The sequence below is a fragment of the Caulobacter ginsengisoli genome, from assembly GCF_030814835.1.
Lineage (GTDB): Bacteria > Pseudomonadota > Alphaproteobacteria > Caulobacterales > Caulobacteraceae > Caulobacter > Caulobacter ginsengisoli.
On the sequence record NZ_JAUSVS010000010.1, the window covers coordinates 1 to 17,029 of the forward strand.

The 17,029-nt window shown below is 69.1% G+C and carries 11 protein-coding genes; 7 read left to right on the forward strand and 4 right to left on the reverse strand.

What is annotated here, in order from left to right:
- Positions 1–195 precede the first annotated feature (195 nt).
- Positions 196–2,277 (forward strand): NAD(+) synthase, encoded by a 2,082-nt coding sequence (locus QO010_RS19805; protein ID WP_307352080.1) that lies wholly within the window; start codon positions 196–198, stop codon positions 2,275–2,277.
- A gap of 275 nt (positions 2,278–2,552) precedes the next feature.
- Entirely contained in the window at positions 2,553–3,731 is a 1,179-nt protein-coding gene (locus QO010_RS19810; protein WP_307352082.1) for an OmpA family protein, read from the forward strand.
- 452 nt (positions 3,732–4,183) lie between these two features.
- Here the strand turns inward: QO010_RS19810 and QO010_RS19815 are convergent, their stop codons facing one another.
- Positions 4,184–5,275, reverse strand: coding sequence for an MraY family glycosyltransferase (locus tag QO010_RS19815; protein ID WP_307352084.1), 1,092 nt, complete (start codon positions 5,273–5,275; stop codon positions 4,184–4,186).
- A gap of 421 nt (positions 5,276–5,696) precedes the next feature.
- On the opposite strand from QO010_RS19815, the gene QO010_RS19820 reads away from it, so the two are divergent.
- The 5 genes from QO010_RS19820 to QO010_RS19840 all read left to right on the forward strand — a co-directional run bounded on the left by QO010_RS19820 (position 5,697) and on the right by QO010_RS19840 (position 12,889).
- Positions 5,697–6,500, forward strand: a complete 804-nt coding sequence (locus QO010_RS19820; protein WP_307352086.1) for a tyrosine-protein phosphatase — start codon at positions 5,697–5,699, stop codon at positions 6,498–6,500.
- A 143-nt stretch (positions 6,501–6,643) separates the two neighbouring features.
- Positions 6,644–7,270: a polysaccharide biosynthesis/export family protein gene (locus QO010_RS19825; RefSeq protein WP_307352088.1), complete on the forward strand. Its 627-nt coding sequence runs from the start codon at positions 6,644–6,646 to the stop codon at positions 7,268–7,270.
- A 197-nt stretch (positions 7,271–7,467) separates the two neighbouring features.
- The gene (locus QO010_RS19830; RefSeq protein WP_307352090.1) at positions 7,468–9,810 is read left to right on the forward strand and encodes a GumC family protein; all 2,343 of its coding nucleotides are present in this window, start codon (positions 7,468–7,470) and stop codon (positions 9,808–9,810) included.
- Positions 9,811–9,813: 3 nt separating this feature from the next.
- Positions 9,814–11,217, forward strand: a complete 1,404-nt coding sequence (locus tag QO010_RS19835; RefSeq protein WP_307352092.1) for a tetratricopeptide repeat protein — start codon at positions 9,814–9,816, stop codon at positions 11,215–11,217.
- Between the two features lie 1,336 nt (positions 11,218–12,553).
- Positions 12,554–12,889 carry a DUF2794 domain-containing protein gene (locus tag QO010_RS19840; protein WP_307352094.1) on the forward strand — a complete coding sequence of 112 codons (336 nt, stop codon included), beginning with the start codon at positions 12,554–12,556 and terminating at the stop codon, positions 12,887–12,889.
- A gap of 59 nt (positions 12,890–12,948) precedes the next feature.
- On the opposite strand, the gene QO010_RS19845 is transcribed toward QO010_RS19840, so the two are convergent.
- The 3 genes from QO010_RS19845 to QO010_RS19855 are packed head-to-tail and all read right to left on the reverse strand — an operon-like array spanning position 12,949 to position 17,013.
- A complete protein-coding gene (locus tag QO010_RS19845; RefSeq protein ID WP_307352096.1) occupies positions 12,949–13,749 on the reverse strand; it encodes a Bax inhibitor-1/YccA family protein in 801 nt (266 codons plus the stop codon).
- A 37-nt stretch (positions 13,750–13,786) separates the two neighbouring features.
- On the reverse strand, positions 13,787–16,321 hold the full coding sequence (locus QO010_RS19850) for an ABC transporter permease (protein WP_307352098.1): 2,535 nt from the start codon (positions 16,319–16,321) through the stop codon (positions 13,787–13,789).
- Entirely contained in the window at positions 16,321–17,013 is a 693-nt protein-coding gene (locus QO010_RS19855) for an ABC transporter ATP-binding protein (protein WP_307352100.1), read from the reverse strand. Before QO010_RS19855 ends, QO010_RS19850 begins: the two co-directional genes overlap by 1 nt.
- Between the last annotated feature and the right edge of the window lie 16 nt (positions 17,014–17,029).

Genomic DNA, 17,029 nt, shown 5'->3' on the forward strand with positions numbered 1-17,029 from the left:
TCGTCATCGCCGCCAACAGCATCCTCAAGCACCAGCAGCCTTGGGCCAAACCCACTTGACCCAATACAGTCGCCCGCTTTCGCGGGGATGAGCGGATGAAAAAGGCATTCCGGGTTAGAGGAATCACAGGCCGCGCCCGGCTTGCCCGTCTCGGCTTGTGGCTGCTAAGCCGAAACTCCATTTCTTAGGGCGACAATGGCCAGACCCGCCGCCAAGGCCGATTCCCCGCCGTTCCTGTCGCCCTACCGGCACGGGTTCGTGCGGGTCGCCGCCTGTGTGCCGCAGATCGCCCTGGCCGACCCGGCCGCCAATGCCGAGCGCACCCTGGGGATGGTCGCCAAGGGTCATGACCAGGGCGTGGCGGTGATGGTGTTCCCGGAACTGGGGCTGTCGGGCTATTCCATCGACGACCTGCACCAGCAGGACGCCCTGCTGGACGCCGTCGAGGCCGCCATCGGGCGGTTGGCCGAGGCCTCCGCCAGGCTGTCGCCGCTGTTCGTGGTGGGCGCGCCGCTGCGGGGCGAGGGGCGCCTCTTCAACACCGCCGTGGTCATCCAGGGCGGCGAGGTGCTGGGCGTGGTCCCCAAGACCTGGCTGCCCAACTATCGCGAGTATTACGAGCGCCGCTGGTTCGCCTCCGGCCTGGGCGTCGAGGACGGCGAGATCGCGGTCGCCGGCCGCACGGCTCCATTCGGCGTGGACCTGCTGTTCCGCGCGGTTGGACCAACTGCGTTCACCCTGCATGCCGAGATCTGCGAGGACATCTGGACCCCGACCCCGCCCTCGACCCGGGGCGCCCTGGCGGGGGCCGAGATCCTGCTCAACCTGTCGGCCAGCAACATCGTCATCGGCAAGGCCGACGCCCGCCGGCTGCTCTGCGCCTCGCAGTCGATGCGCTGCATCGCCGCCTATCTCTATTCCGCCGCCGGGGTGGGCGAGAGCACCACCGACACCGCCTGGGACGGCCAGGCCTCGATCTTCGAGCTGGGCGAAGTGCTGGCCGAGAGCGGCCGGTTCCCGACCGACGACGACTGGGCGCTGAGCGACATCGATGTCGGCCGTATCCGCCAGGAGCGCCGCCGCACCGGCTCGTTCGGCGATGTCGTGGCCTATGAGGACGCCGTCGGCGACTTCCGCATCGTCGAGTACGACTGGGCGCCGCCGGCCGGGCCCCTGGCCCTGGCCCGCAAGGTCGACCGCTTCCCCTTCGTTCCGGACGATCCGGCCCTGCTCGCCGAGCAGTGCTACGAGGCCTACAACATCCAGGTCCAGGGCCTGGCCCAGCGGCTCAAGGCCACGGGCCTGAAGAAGCTGGTCATCGGGGTGTCGGGGGGGCTGGATTCCACTCAGGCCCTGATCGTCGCCTGCCGCACCATGGATCGCCTCGGCCTGCCCCGCGAAAACGTGCTGGCCTGGACCCTGCCGGGGTTCGCGACCTCCGACCGCACCTACGACAACGCCTGGAAGCTGATGAAGGCCCTGGGCGTCACCGGCGCCGAGCTGGATATCCGCCCGGCCGCCAGGCAGATGCTGGCCGACCTGGACCACCCGTTTGGCCGGGGCGAGCCGGTCTATGACGTGACCTTCGAGAACGTCCAGGCGGGCCTGCGCACCGACTATCTGTTCCGGCTGGCCAACCAGCGGGGCGCCCTGGTGGTGGGGACCGGCGACCTGTCGGAACTGGCCCTGGGCTGGTGCACCTATGGCGTCGGCGACCATATGAGCCATTACAATCCCAACGCCTCGGTCGCCAAGACGCTGATCCAGCATCTGATCCGCTTTGTCGCGGGAACTGGCGACCTGGGACCCGCCGCCGGGCCCGTGCTGGCCGACATCCTGGCCACCGAGATCTCGCCCGAGCTGGTTCCGGCCGGCGCCGACGGCCAGGGCCAGTCCACCGAGAGCTTCGTCGGCCCCTACGCGCTGCAGGACTTCAATCTTTACCATCTGACCCGCTACGGCGCGGCCCCGTCCAAGATCGCCTACCTGGCCCATTGCGCCTGGAGCGATTCGGCGCGCGGCGACTGGCCCGCCGACCTGCCGGCGCCCGAGCGGCGGGCCTACGATCTGGCCGAGATCAAGAAATGGCTGCGGCTGTTCATCACCCGCTTCTTCGCCAATCAGTTCAAGCGTTCGGCGGTCCCCAACGGGCCGAAAATCTCATCGGGCGGCGCACTTTCGCCGCGTTCCGACTGGCGCATGCCGTCCGACGCCCGGGCCGACGCCTGGCTGGCGGAACTCGACGCCAACACCCCGGATTCAACTGTCAGCGGGTAGACAAAGGTGCCCGCGCGGCACGCTGGAAATGTCTGAAAAGGTGGCGTATGGTCGCAACGCGCGTTGTATATCGCGCGGCCCGCTGGCGCGTTTGCTGAATTTCGGGGAACTGTTCCTGGAACTCGGCGTTAGCAGCGTCGGTCGCACGAGTGGGCGCCATGGGGAAGGGCTGGGGGCTTAAGCACCTGTTCCAACCACGCGGGGCTCTTACAGCGTCTGTAATGATGTGAATGCCGGGCGATTGTCGCAGGCAAATCTGGAGCGAGGGGCTCAAGGTGAACAGAAAAGCGATACTGCTGGCCGGCGTTTTTGGGGCGCTTGCGTTTGCGCCCCAGGCGATGGCCGAGAACAACGGCTGGTACGGGGCCTTCGACCTCGGCTACCATTCGCCGGACGGCATGGAGACCACGTCGTCGGGCAACGCGCCTGACGCGGCTCCCTACAACTTCACCATCCAATCCGAAGACAAGGTCCTGGGCTTCTTCCGCCTGGGCTACCGCGCCACGCCGAACTGGCGCTTCGAACTGGAACTGGGCGCCCGTCCCGGCAACGTGGAAACCATCCGCGAGCCGACGACCCGCCCGTTCCCCAACGAGGTCTGCTCGGTCACCCTGCCGGTGGTTCCCTGCAAGCGCCCCGAAGGTTCGGTTGAATCGTGGACGCTGATGGCGAACGCCGTCTACGACTTCATGCCCGACTCGGCCTTCCGTCCGTTCGTGGGCCTGGGTGTGGGCGTCAATCGCGTCAGCACCGAGATCTCGGGCCGGATGAACAACGTCGCCTTTGGCGGCCTGGGCGTCCATGGCGACGACACCGCCTTTGCCTGGCAAGTCCTGGCCGGCGCCTCGTTCGACGTCACCCCGCGGCTCTCGGCCGACCTGACCTATCGTTTCCTGGGCGGTTCGGACGTCAGCTACGACACCAACGACATCGGCAACGCCTTCCCGTTGGACAACATCAAGGGCGAATACCGCGACCAGTCGCTGACCTTCGGTCTGCGCTACGCGTTCAGCTCGCCGCCGGCTCCCCCGCCGCCGCCGCCGCCGCCCCCGCCGCCGCCTCCGCCTCCGCCGCCTCCCCCGCCGCCGCCTCCCCCGCCGCCGCCTCCGCCGGCGTATGAGGCCAAGCAGTTCATCGTCTACTTCCCGTTCGATCAGTACATCCTGACGCCGGAAGCCCAGGCGGTGGTCCAGGAAGCGGCTCAGTACGCGGCTTCGGGCAACGCGACCTCGGTTCAGGTCGTCGGCCATGCCGACACCTCGGGTTCGGCCAAGTATAACGTCCGCCTGTCGGAACGCCGCGCTAAGGCTGTCGCCGATGCGCTGGTGGGCCTGGGCGTCAACCAGTCGGCTCTGACCGTCGACTGGAAGGGCGAAACCGAACTGGCCGTCCCGACTCCGGACGGCACCAAGGAACCGCTGAACCGCCGCTCGACGATCCAGATCAACTTCTGATCCTGATCTGAAGCGACAAGGCTAAGCGAACCCCCGGTCGAAAGGCCGGGGGTTTTGCTTTGGGCGTTGTGCTGGCTCAGGCGGTGCGAAGATTCACCACGGACAACACGGACAACACGGACAACACGGACGGGTGGGCTCTTCGGCGAGGTCGGTGCGGCTCGGCTGCCCGTAAGGGGTTAAACGCGAACAACGCGAACAACGCCAACGGGCCTGCGCTGAACGAGCCCTCTCGTCTCTGTAGTCGGTTCAAGAACAGGGCTTCGCCCGAAGGGCTCTCATTCGAACGCCGGGCGTGAGACTGGCTCCCGTTCGCGTTGTTCGCGTTGTTCGCGTTTAAAATCTTAGGCCGCCAGGACACCCGCAACGCCGGCCAGCATGCCGACCCGTCCGTGTTGTCCGTGTTGTCCGTGGTAAACCTTGCGCCGGGGCCGCGACCCCGGCGCCCGCCGTCAGTCCGCCTTGCGCGCGGGGGTCAGGCGGCTCAGCCACTTGAACAGCGCCACGGCCCGTTCATGGCGGCGGGTGAGGGCCAGCCAACCTACGATCAGCGCCAGGTAGACGGCGATGAACAGCGGGTCCGGCACGTCGGCGAGCAGGGCCAGGGCCGCGCCGCCGCCCAGGACCAGGCTGAGGGCGCTCAAGGTCAGCACCACGCCGGTGGGGGTGAAGCCGCCGTCCAGCATCAGGTGATGGACGTGGGTGCGGTCGGCGTGAAAGGGCGAATGGCCGGCCATGGCCCGGCGGGCGATCAGGGCCAGGGTGTCGATCACCGGCGGAGCGACCAGGAAGGGGGCCAGGACCGGGGTCACCGGATAGAGCGGGTTCTGGGTCAGGCGGAAGGCGGCCCAGGCGATGATCAGCCCCAGATAGGCGCTGCCGGAGTTGCCCAGGAACACCTGGGCGCGCTTGCGCCAGGGGGTGCGCAGGTTGAAGGCCAGGAAGGCGACCACGGCCCCGCTGATCACCACCATGCCATGGGCCAGGTCCAGGTTGCCGGCATAGACGGAAGCGGCCATCAGCATGACGAGGGCGCAGAGGGCCAGGCTGCCGCACAGGCCATCGATCCCGTCGGCCATGTTCAGGGCGTTGATCAGCCCGACCACCGCCACGACGCTGAAGGGAACCGATAGCCAGCCCAGGGCCAGATGGCCCAGCCCGAAGGCGGCCCCGATATTCTCGACCCGCACCCCGCCGACATAGATGATGGCCAGGGCCGCGGCGACCTGGGCCAGCACCCGGATCGGCCAGGGCAGGTCATAGAGGTCGTCCAGCACCCCGATCGTCACCAGGATGACCGCCGCCAGGCCCAGGCCGATCAGCTGCAGGCTGGGACTGACCAGCGCCAGGGCCGGCAGGATGGTGCCGATGGCGATGGCCACCCCGCCGGTCACCGGGGTCGGGGCGGCGTGATCCTTGCGCCCGCCCGGATGGTCCAGCAGGCCCAGCTTCCGGGCCAGGGGATCGAGCAGATAGATGAGCGCCGTCACGGCGGCGAAGGCGGCGACGAATTCGAAGGCGACCAATCGCCAGACGATATGCATGCGCGCCCTTGCCCGGTGTCGGCCTTAAGGATGAACTGGATCAGGACCGATGCCTAGCTAACGGCGCCCGCCCGCCGCCCCGCCAAACCCCTGAGCGAGCGGGAGCCTGACATAACCGTGTCGCCCGGAATTGGCAACGCCGATCGTTTCGTGGTTTTGTCATCAGTATTGGCAAAGCTTAGTTTCCGTCTACTGTCCGACCGATAGCGGGCATCGGTCGCGCCCTGCAGATCAACAATCGGCGATAAGGCTGGTTAATCTGTCAAAGCAACTCGCCGACGCGGCGAGTTGACGCAGTTTCGCCTTGACGCTTTGACCCGCCTCCCGGATAACAACCGGGTCGGGTGGTGGGCGCCGTGGCGTGTGAGCGCGCCTGCCCCGGCGCGCCTACTGCCTCTTATTTGTGCTGGAGCGCGCCCTAGTGATCGATCTGCACTGTCATTTGCTGCCTGGCATTGATGATGGCGCCGTTGACCTCGACGATTCCCTGGCCATGGCCCGCTGCGCGGTCGCCGACGGCATCACCGTCACCGCCTGCACCCCCCACATCTTTCCCGGCCTCTACGAGAACAAGGGGCCCGAGATCCGCCAGGCCATCGCCGACCTGCAGACCCGGCTCGACGAGGCCGGCATTCCGCTGAAGCTGGTGACCGGCGCCGATGTGCAGCTGGCCGTGAACCTGGCCGATGGCCTGAAGTCCGGCCGGATTCTGTCGCTGAACAACAGCCGCTATTTCCTGTTCGAGCCGCCGCACCACACCGCCCCGCCACGGCTGGAGGAGACGGTGTTCAACATCATGGCGGCGGGCTGGCAGCCAGTGGTCACCCACCCCGAGCGGCTGCACTGGATCGAGAACCACTACGACACGATGTGCAAGCTGGCCCATGCCGGCGCCTGGATGCAGCTGACCTGTGGCTCGGTGACGGGGCGCTTTGGGCGGCGGGCGAAATACTGGTCCGAGCGCATGCTGGACGAAGGATTGGTTCATATCCTGGCCACGGACGCGCATAATATGCGAAACCGTGCGCCGCGGATGGCCGAGGCGCGCGACATGGTCGCCCAGCGCCTGGGCGAACAGGCGGCGACGGACATGGTGCTGACGCGGCCGCAGGGCATCCTGGATGACCTGGCGCCGACGGCCCTGCCGGCGGCCGAGGGTGTAGCCAAGGCGCCAGTGCGCGCGACGGGTTTGGGAATGCTGCGCCGTTTGTTCAGCGCGGCCTGAAACGGGGATTGAAGAGGGCGATGATGGTCGAGGGGATGGGCTCAAGGGGCGCCAAATCGGAGAACGGGGGCCGGCTGGCGCGATGGATCGCGCCCCTGGCCCTGGCCCTCACTCTGGGGCTGGCCGCGTGCCAATCGACGCCGATGGCCGACAGCGCCCGGATCGGCACCCCCCTGCCGCCGCCCGACACCACCCAGGTCCAGGTCAGCGGCGCTACCGAGTACCATATCGGCCCGATGGACGTGCTGGACATCAGCGTCTTCCAGGTCGCCGACCTGACCCGCACCGTGCAGGTCGACGCCGCCGGCCAGATCACCCTGCCGCTGATCGGCCAGGTCATGGTGGCCGGCAAGACGGTGACCCAGGTCCAGAGCGATATCGCCGCCAAGCTGGCCGCCAAATACCTGCAGTCCCCGGACGTCACCGTCTTCGTCAAGGAATACACCAGCCAGAAGGTCACGGTTGACGGCTCGGTCAACCAGCCCGGCGTCTACGCCATCTCCGGCAAGACCACGCTGCTGCAGGCCATCGCCATGGCGCGCGGCACCGACAAGGACGCCAACTACAAGCGGGTGGTGATCTTCCGGATGATCAACAACCAGCGCATGGCGGCGGTGTTCGACATCGGCCAGATCCGCGCCGGCCGCATGGACGATCCCGAGATTTTCGGCAACGACGTGGTCGTGGTCGATCGCGACGGCATGAAGAGCGTGCTGCGCGGCGTCACCGGCGCGGTGCCGATCTTCAGCATCTTCCGGCCGGTCGGCTAGCGCTACGGACGCGAAGGCGCGTCCAGACTGATAAGCTTTGACGCGAAGAGGCTTCGTCTTCGCCTCAGGGCGCCCTAGAAACGGCCTGGCCGCCCATTCTGGGTCGCACAGGCCTTTCGGGCTTGGAAATAAGGGGTGGGGCCTTCATCCGTCGCGGCAGCGATAGGAGGGTTCAGGGATTTCGAACGCGAGGACGTATGAAGCGCGGGGAGCAGGAAGACAGCTGGGATGACGAGCCCGAGGGCCGTTATCTGACCACCGCCATGCCGCGGCCCCTGGTCGTGCGCGGCGGTCGGGGTCTGGCCACGACCGGCGGCGGCCGCGGCGGCGGCGACGAGCCCACTCCCGAGATCAACCTGCTGGCCTACTGGCACGTGCTGATGAAGCACCGCCTGGTGATCGCCGCCTGTATCGCCGGCATGCTGGTCATGGGCCTGGCCGTCACCCTGATGACCACCCCGGTCTACCGCGCCACGGCGATGATCCAGCTGGATCGCCAGACCCAGAACGTCGTTGGGCAAGACATCCAGGACGTCACGCCCAACGAGGTTCGCGACCCGGAATTCTTCCAGACCCAGTACACCCTGCTCAAGAGCCGTTCCCTGGCCCAGCGGGTCGTCCAGCACGAGAACCTGGCCGACGATCCCAGCTTCATGAACCAGCAGCGGTCCTCGCCCTTCAGCATCATCGCCAAGCTGCTGGGCCGCAAACCCGCCGTCGCCTCAGCGGGCGACGCCGCCGCCCGCACACGCCTGGCCGTCTCGCTGATCACCGCCAATCTCAAGGTCGAGCCGGTGCGCGGCTCGCAGCTGGTCAAGATTTCCTATGAGAGCCCCAACCCGGCGGTGGCCTCGCGGGTAATCAACGCCGTCGCCGACAACTTCATCGGCGCCAACCTGGACCGGCGGTTCGACGCCTCGACCTACGCCCGCAAATTCCTCGAGGAAAAGCTGGCCTCCTCCAAGATCAAGCTGGAGGAATCCGAAAAGCAGCTGGTCGCCTACGCCACCGCCCAGGGCATCATCAACGTCACGGGGGCCTCTTCGGCCAGCGGCGCGCCGGGCGGCGGCGGCGGGGCCGAGCAGACGGCCGGGCAGTCGCTCGCCGCCTCCGACCTGATCGCCATGAACATGACCCTGTCCCAGGCCAAGGCCAACCGGATCATGGCCGAGCAGCGCTGGCGCCAGGCCCAGACCGACGGGGCGAGCCTGCCCCAGGTGCTGGCCAGCCCGACCATCCAGTCGCTGCGCCAGACCAAGTCGACCCTGAAGGCGCAGTACCAGGACAAGCTGGCGACCTATAAGGCCGACTATCCGGCGATGATCGCCCTGAAGGCCCAGATCGACGAGACCGATCAGCAGATCGCCGCCGAGATCGCCACCATCCGCCAGTCGATCAAGGCCGAGTACGAGACCGCCGCCCGCCAGGAGGCCCAGCTCTCCGGCCAGGTCAGCGGCCTGAAGTCCGGCGTCATGGATCTGCGCAACCGCTCGATCCAGTACAACATCCTGCAGCGCGAGGTGGACACCAACCGCTCGCTCTATGAAGGCCTGCTGCAGCGCTACAAGGAGATCGGCGTCGCCGGCGGCGTGGGGGCCAACAACGTCTCGGTCGTCGACCAGGCCGAGACCCCGCGCAGCCCTTACAAGCCCAATCTGCTGCTCAACCTGGCCCTCGCCGCGATGATCGGCCTGCTGCTGGGCCTGGGCGCGGCCTTCGCCCTCGAAAGCCTCGACGAGACCATCAAGGTGCCCGAGGACATCGAGGCCAAGCTGGGCCTGCCGCTGCTGGGCTCGATCCCGATCCTGGAAAAGGGCATGACCCCGGAACAGGCCCTGAACGACCCGCGCTCGGCGTTCTCGGAAGCCTACTACTCGGTGCGCACGGCGCTGCAGTTCTCGACCGCCGACGGGGTGCCGCGCAGCATCCTGGTCACCTCGGCCCGGCCCTCGGAAGGCAAGTCGACGACGGCCGTGGCCCTGGCCCGCAACTTCGCCAAGCTGGGCGTCAATGTGCTGCTGGTCGACGGCGACCTGCGCAATCCCTCGCTGCACCGCGCGCTGCGGGCCGATTCCAGCGCCGGCCTGTCCAACTACCTGACCGGTTCGGGCGCCCTGACCGAACTGGCCCAGATCACCGACCAGCCCAACCTGCACTTCATGCCCTGCGGGCCGCTGCCGCCCAATCCGGCCGAATTGCTCGCGGGTCCGCGCATCCGCCAGCTGGTCGCCGAGGCCCAGGCCAGCTTCGACCTCTTGATCATCGACGGCCCGCCGGTCATGGGGCTTTCCGACGCCCCGCTGCTGGCCAGCGGCGTCGCCGGAACCATCCTGGTCATCGAGGCCGGCTCGACCCGCCAGGGCCTGGCCAAGGCGGCCCTGCGCCGGCTGGACCTGGGTCACGCCCGCATCCTGGGAGCGCTGCTCTCCAAGTTCAGCGTCAAGCATGCCGGCTATGGCTACGGCTATGGCTATGGCTACGGCTATGCCTACGCCTACAACTACGACTACGGCACCAAGAGGCTGGAAGCGAAGAAGTAGGCGATGGCGCCAGGCCAGACAGGGGGCGGCCCGTTCGACGGCGGTCGGGGCGGCGAGGATCGGGGCGATCCGTCGGACCGACGGCCGCGGCTGCGCCTGGTCACCCCGGACGAGGCGATCCCGCCGCCGGCGCCCGCCCCGCCTCTGTTTGCCCGCCGCGCCTGGCGCGATGGGCTGATCGGCGGCGGCCTCGCCGTGCTGGTGCTGCTGCTGGGCTGGGGGATCGGCGTCGCCGCCCTGGCCGACCGCGACTCCATCGACAGTCCCCAGGACGCCCTGGACGTGCGGCCCGGCGACGCCCAGGCCCTGTCCAGCCTGGCCGAGCAGCGGTTCGCCGAGCGCGATGCCGCCAACGCCCAGGTCCTGGCCCGCCGGGCCCTGGTCGCCGATCCCCTCGACCTGACCGCCTTCCGGACCCTGGGCCTGGCCGCCGCCGCGGGCGGCCGCTACGACCAGGCCGACGAGCTGATGACCATCGCCGGGCGGCGGGCCAAGCGCGACCGGCCGGCCCAGCTGTGGCTGCTGCAGCGGCGGGCGGGCCAGGGCCGCTATCGCGACGCGGTGGTCCATGCCGACGGGCTGATGCGGGCCTGGCCGAACGAGATGCGCGCGCCGGTGACCCGGCTGCTCAGCGCCATGGCCGTCGACCCGAACGCCGGCAAGGCCATCGCCGCGACCCTGGCGGCCGATCCGCCCTGGCGCACGCGGTTCCTGATCGACCTGTCGCGCAATGTCCCGGACCTGACCGCGCCCTTCACGGTGTTTTCCGCCCTGCAGGACAGCCCGCAGCCGCCCCGGTCGATCGAGCTGCAGGCCTATATCGACCGCCTGGTCCGCGAGCGCCTCTACCAGGCGGCCTATGTCACCTGGGTGCAGTTGCTGCCGCAGACCGGCATGAAGGGGCTGGGCGATCTCTATGACGGCGACTTCAACGGCCTGCCCGGCCCGCCGCCCTTCAACTGGCAACTGCCCCGCCTCAAGGGCGCCAGCGGGGGACTGGACCCGGCCCCGGACGACGCCGGCGGCGGTCCCGGCGGGGGCGCCCTGCATCTGAGCTTTGGCGGCGGGGCCGCGCCCGTGGTGCTGGCCCGCCAGCTGCTGGTGCTGCCGCCCGGCCGCTATCGCCTGCTGGGCCAGGCCCGCACCCAGCGCTTCGAATCGGCCCTGGGCCTGACCTGGACCCTGCGCTGCGCCGAGGGTTCGAAAGGTCTGGCCGGCGAGACCGGGCCGATCAATGAGGCGCCCATTAGTAAGGGTGGGGGCTGGGCCCCCATCGCGGCGGAGTTCGAGGTGCGGCCCGGCGACTGCTCGGCCCAATGGCTGACCCTGGAACAGGCCGCCCACCGCCCGATCGCCACCCGGGGCGATATCTGGTTCGACGGGTTGAAGATCCTGCGGGCGGGGTAGAGCCGCTCCGGTCCCTTTCGACCCGCCCTCATTTACCTCTCAGCCGTCATGGCCGGGCTTGTCCCGGCCACCCATGATCACAGGCAATGACGATTGGCGGCGGACCTGTCCAAGAGCCTGCTTGACCCACCGTGTTCATGGGTGGCCGGCACTTCGGCCGGCCATGACGGTCTTTGGGGGGGACGGGGTGTAACCGCAGGCCGAGCACGCCACGCACCAGACAAAATGAAACCCGCGGAGGCCTGAGGGGAAGCCGCCGCGGGTTGCTTAGTTCATTTGCATGGTCGTGTCGGGACCAGGAGAATTTGTCGGCTGACCGGACGCCCACGATCCAGGGGGGCTGGGGGGGCTGTTCAGGATCCGGAACCGCGAGGTGTTCCGGCCAACCGACCCGGCCGTTATCGCCGCCCATACGGGCGGCGTCGGGGCGGAAATGCGGTCATTTCACGGCTTCGGCGGAAACGGTGTTTTTTCTGACGGCCTGTGTCGGGCGAGCGACAAGATTCTCACTGAGACGCTGCTGGCGACATGAGCGTGGGATTAAACTGGGAAGGAAGAGAAGGGTAAGAAGAAGCGCAAGCGACGGCGCCTCCCTGAGCCTGCTCGTCTCTGGTCAGCGGATATATGCGGAGGCGCTTTGCGCCTCGATACCCGCTGCGTGCGCATGGCTCGCGGCGTATCGGCCTTTGGCTGCGGCCCCTTGCGCTTCTTCCTACCCTTCTCTTCCTTCCCAATTTAAACCCACCGATCAGCCAGGCGGGGATGTTCGGACGACGCACACAGAGAAACGCCCGCGTCGGAGGGGGCGCGGGCGTTGTCTCGAAGGCCCCCTGAATTTGGGGCAAGTGTGTCGGCCGGCCGGGGGCGGCGATGCCAGAGGGGGCTGGGGGGGCTGTTCAGGATCCGGAACCGCCACCGGCTCCGACCGGCCGACCCCCACCTTTTGCGGGGGCAACCGGGCGGGGGCTTGTTCGAACTGAGGTCATTTGGGGGCCAGCCGTAACGCCGGTTTGATTCCGGATGATCCGTGTTGCGGGAACCACAGAAAAAACCCCCGCGCGGCTCAGGGGGGAGGGAGGACCGCGCGGGGGGCTCATCTCTGGAGGGAGGATGAGGAAGGGTCGGCGGACCGGTGGTCCAATCCCCGGAGAGGGGGGTGGGGGCTGTTCAGGATCTCCAAGGTCAGGTCCTGTCCGCCGACAGATGCAACATGGCGGCCGGTTCGGGCGGGGCTCTGTTCGCGTAGAGGTCTTTTCGCGGCCTCACATGTCAGGATCGCTACAATCGAGGAGGCTGTGGCGGAATCCCGGCTTTTGGGCTTAAGCTGGCGTTCGGCATGGCGTTCGATCCGACATACTCCGACCCCCGCTCGAATACGGTCTTCTTCGAGCGGCGCGAACTCAACCAGATCCTTCGGGTCTACGGCCGCATGGTGGCGGCGGGCGAGTGGCGCGACTACGCCATCGCCGGCGGGGCCGAGACGGCGGTGTTCTCGATCTTCCGCCGCACGGCCGAGGCGCCCCTCTACCGCATCGAGAAGCGGCCGGCCCTGGCTCGCCGGCAGGGCGCCTGGGCGGTGGTGACCCAGGGCGGGCTGATCGTGCGCCGCGGCCACGAGCTGGAGCAGGTGCTGCGGGTGTTCGACAAGGGCCGGCTGAAGGTCGTCGAGTAGGAAAAAGGCCCCGGCGGTCGCCCGCCGAGGCCCTGATTTCCGTCGTGGATGGAGAGCCGCTAGTTCCGGCGGCCGCCCATCAGGGCCAGGATGACCTGGAACAGGTTCACGAACGAGATGAACAGGCTGAGCGCGCCGATGTTGGTCACGATCGCCGTCGAGGCCGAGTTTCCGCCGAGCTGGTAGTACATCATCTTCAGCTCCTGGGTCTTCCAGGCGATCATCCCGGAGAACACCAGCACGCCGATGATGTTGAAGCCGAAGAAGATGATCGGGCTGTTGTAGACGGCGGGCGGCAGGAAGAAGAGGGCGACCGAGCTGGCCACCAGGCCGAAGACCGCCATGACCAGGAAGGACCCGAAGGGCGAGAGGTCCCGCTTGGTGGCGTAGCCGTAGAGGCTGAGGCCGCCGAACGCCACGGCGGTGACCAGCAGGGCGGTGTAGATCAGGGTCCCGGCATAGACGACGAACAGCACGCCCAGCGAGAGGCCGACCAGTGAGACGACCACCCAGTAGAGGGCGGCCGAACTGACGACCGTCATGTTGCGCATCAGGAAGCGGGAGGCCAGCAGCACCGCCAGCGGCGCGAAGGCGACGACCATGCCCAGCGGCGTGTAGCCGATGCCGCGCGCGCCCAGGTCCTGGAACAGCAGCTGCGCCAGCTGCGGCACATTGCCGACCGTCCAGGCCAGGCCGCCAGCCAGCAGCAGGCCCAGGCCCATCTTGTTGTAGACCCCGAGCATGAAGCTGCGCAGGCCCGCATCGACGGACATGTCCGCCACGGTGGGTCGGGCATAGCCGTTATTGTAGTCGCTCATCGAGTGATGACCCTTGAATGTGACGTCCTGCTCGCAGGACATGTGGGGAATATCGGGTGGCGACCCGCGCCACGCAAGGCTATTCGGCGCGCAGCACCGGCGCAGGCCTGCGGCTAAGCGCCTGCAGGGCCGCCAGCAGGCCGCCGAGCGCCGCCAGGCCCGAGGCGCCGCCGACCAGGGCGGCCACCCCGCCCCAGTCGACGCTCCACTGCGCCTCAAACACCTTGACCACCACCGGCCAGGCCGCGGCATACCCCAGGGCCACCCCCGCCACCCCGGCGATGAGGCCGACCGCGCCGTATTCGACGCCATAGGCCATCAGCACCTGGCCGCGCGAGGCGCCCAGCACCTTCAGCGTCGCCGCTTCCCGGGCCCGCGCCCGCGCCCCGGCCGCTATGGCGCCGGCCAGCACCAGCAGCCCGGCCAGGGCCGCCACGCCCGCCGCCCCGCGCACCGCCAGGGCCAGGCGGGCGAACATGTCGGTGGCCGCCTCCAGCTGTTCGCGCACGCTGATGACGTTGACGGTCGGAAAGTCGCGGCCCAGCGCCCGGGTGACGGCGGCCTCGCCGGCCTTGCCGGTCTTGGCGATGGCGACATTGCGCAGGTCGGCGCCGGCCAGGGCGGCCGGGTTGACGATCAGGGCGAAGGTCGGGCCGAACCCGCCCCAGTCGACCTTGCGCAGCGCCGCCACATGGGCGTCGATCTCGCGGCCCAGGATGGAGACGGTGATGGCGTCCCCGACCTTGAGATTGGCGCCCTTGGCCGCCTGGACTTCCATGGCCACCAGCGGCGGGCCGGCATAGTCGGCGCTCCACCAGCGGCCCTCGACGATATTGGCCTCGCTGGGCTCGGGGCCGATGGCCGAGAGGGCGATGTCGTTGTCATAGGCCCAGCGCTCGCTGTCCTTGATTTTGTCCAGGTTCACCGCCTGGCCCCGGACCTTGACGATGCGGCCGGTGGCGAAGGGCGCGCGCAGATAGTTCTTTGACGTCAGCGGCTGGCCGAACGCCTGGCGGACCACCGCGTCGAAGGCCTGGACCTGGTCGCCGGGGATGTCGGTGAACACCATGGCCGGGGCCGTCTTGGGGGCGACCTGGCTGACCTGGGCCAGCAGGCTGGACTGGATCAGCACCACCGCCGACAGCAGCGCCACCCCCAGCCCGATGGCCGGCGAGGCGGTCTTGGCGGCCGAGCGGGGGCCGGCCAGGTTGGCCAGGCCAATGCGGATCGAGCCCCTGGCCAGCAGCCTGACCTTGGCCGCGCCCAGCGCCGCGCCCCAGCCCAGGGCCCAGAGCAGCACGAAGGCGAAGGCCACCCCGGCGATCATGATCGCCGCCGCCACCGGCGTGGGGGCGGTGACGATGGCCAGGCCCGCCAGTCCCAGGAAGGCCAGGACGGAGACGGCGATCTCCGGCCCGAACCTCAGCCGCCCGGTCAGGTCGCGGCGGAACAGGGCGGCGGGCGGGGTGGCTCTCGCCCTGGCCAGAGGGGCCAGGGAGAAGGCGGCTGCGGCGAGAAGCCCGAACAGGGCGGCCTTGGCCAGCGGCCAGGGATAGACGGCGAACAGGGCCGGGATGGGCAGCTGGTTCCTGGCGATCTCGCCCAGGGCCAGGGGCGCGGCGGCCCCGATGATGAGGCCGATGCCGACGCCCAGGGCGGCCAGCACGGCGATCTGGATCAGATAGACGTCGCGGATCAGCCCGCCCTCGGCCCCCAGCGCCTTGAGCACGGCGATGGAGGGCTTGCGGGCCTCCAGATAGGCCGAGACCGCGCCGGCGACGCCCAGGCCGCCGGCCACAAGCGAGGCCAGGCCAATGAAGCCCAGGAAGTATTCCAGCTGACGGATCAGGTTCTTGATCCCCGCCGCCGCCTCGTCGCGGCCGCGGATCTGCAGGCCGGCCTTGGGGAACTGGCGGGTCAGGGCCTTGGCGACGGGATCGGGCGCCGAGGGCCCTCCGACACCAGGGGGGGCGAAGGCGATGCGGGCGGTCTCGCCCTGGTCGGGCAGGCCCGGCTGCAGGAAGCCGTCGGTCTCCAGCGTCGAGAGCCTGGTCAGCACCCGCGCGCCCAGGGCAAAGCCGCGGCTCAGCCGGTCGGGCTCGCTCACCAGCACGGCGCGAACGACGAAGGGCGAGTTGCCGATGACGATATGGTCGCCAAGCTTCAGGCCCAGCCGGTCGATCAGGGTCTGCTCGACCGCCGCTCCGGCCGCCGCGCCGTCGGGTTTGAAGGCCTCGTCGAGGGTTTTGACGCCGGCCAGGCTGACCTTGCCGGCCAGCGGATAGCCCGGGCTGACCCCGCGCAGCTCGACCAGCCGCCGCTCGCCGCTTTGGGCCTGCGCCATCGCCCGGCTGCCGGCGCTGAACACCGTGGCCCCCAGCTTCTGGAAAGCGGCGCGCTCGGCGGGGGTGAAGCGGCGGTCCTCGACGCTGATGCGCAGGTCGCCGCCCAGCAGTTCGCGGCCCTGGGCGGCCAGGCCGGCGCGGAAGGCTTCGGCAGTGGAGCCGGCGGCGGCGATGGCGGCGACGCCCAGGGCCAGGCAGGCCAGGAAGATGCGGAAGCCCGCCACGCCGGAGCGCAGCTCGCGCAGGGCGAACCGTAAGGCGAGAGGCATCAGCCGCCCTCGACGATGCGGCCATCGGCCATCACCGCCGAGCGGTCGGCGCGGGCGGCCAGGGCCGAGTCGTGGGTGACCATGACCAGGGCCGCGCCGGTCTCGGCCACCAGCTTGAACATCAGGTCGGCGACGGCGGCGGCGTTGGCGGCGTCGAGATTGCCGGTCGGCTCGTCAGCGAACAGCAGGGCCGGCTCGGCGGCCAGGGCCCGGGCCAGGGCGACCCGCTGCTGCTCGCCGCCAGACAGCTGGTGGGGGTAGTGGGTGAGGCGGGCGGAGAGACCCACCCGGTCCAGCCAGTCGCGGGCCGTCCTGCCGGCGTTCGGCTTGCGGGCGATCTCCAGCGGGGCGGCGACGTTTTCCTCGGCGGTCATGTTGGGCAGCAGGTGGAACGACTGGAATACCAGCGAGACCCGGTTGCGCCGAAGCTTCGCCCGGCCGTCTTCCCCCAGGGACCCGAGGTCCTGGCCGAACAGCCGCACCTGGCCACTGGTCGGCTGCTCCAAGCCAGCCGCCACGGCGATCAGCGACGACTTGCCCGAGCCCGAGGGCCCCACCACCGCCACCCGCTCGCCGGCCCCGACCACCAGGCTGACGCCCCGCAGGATGTCCACCGGCCCGGCGCTCGACGGCAGGGTCAGGGTGACGTTTTCCAGGGTCAGAGGCAGGCTATCGATCGCCGCGTCGAACATTCAGGCCTCCCGGATC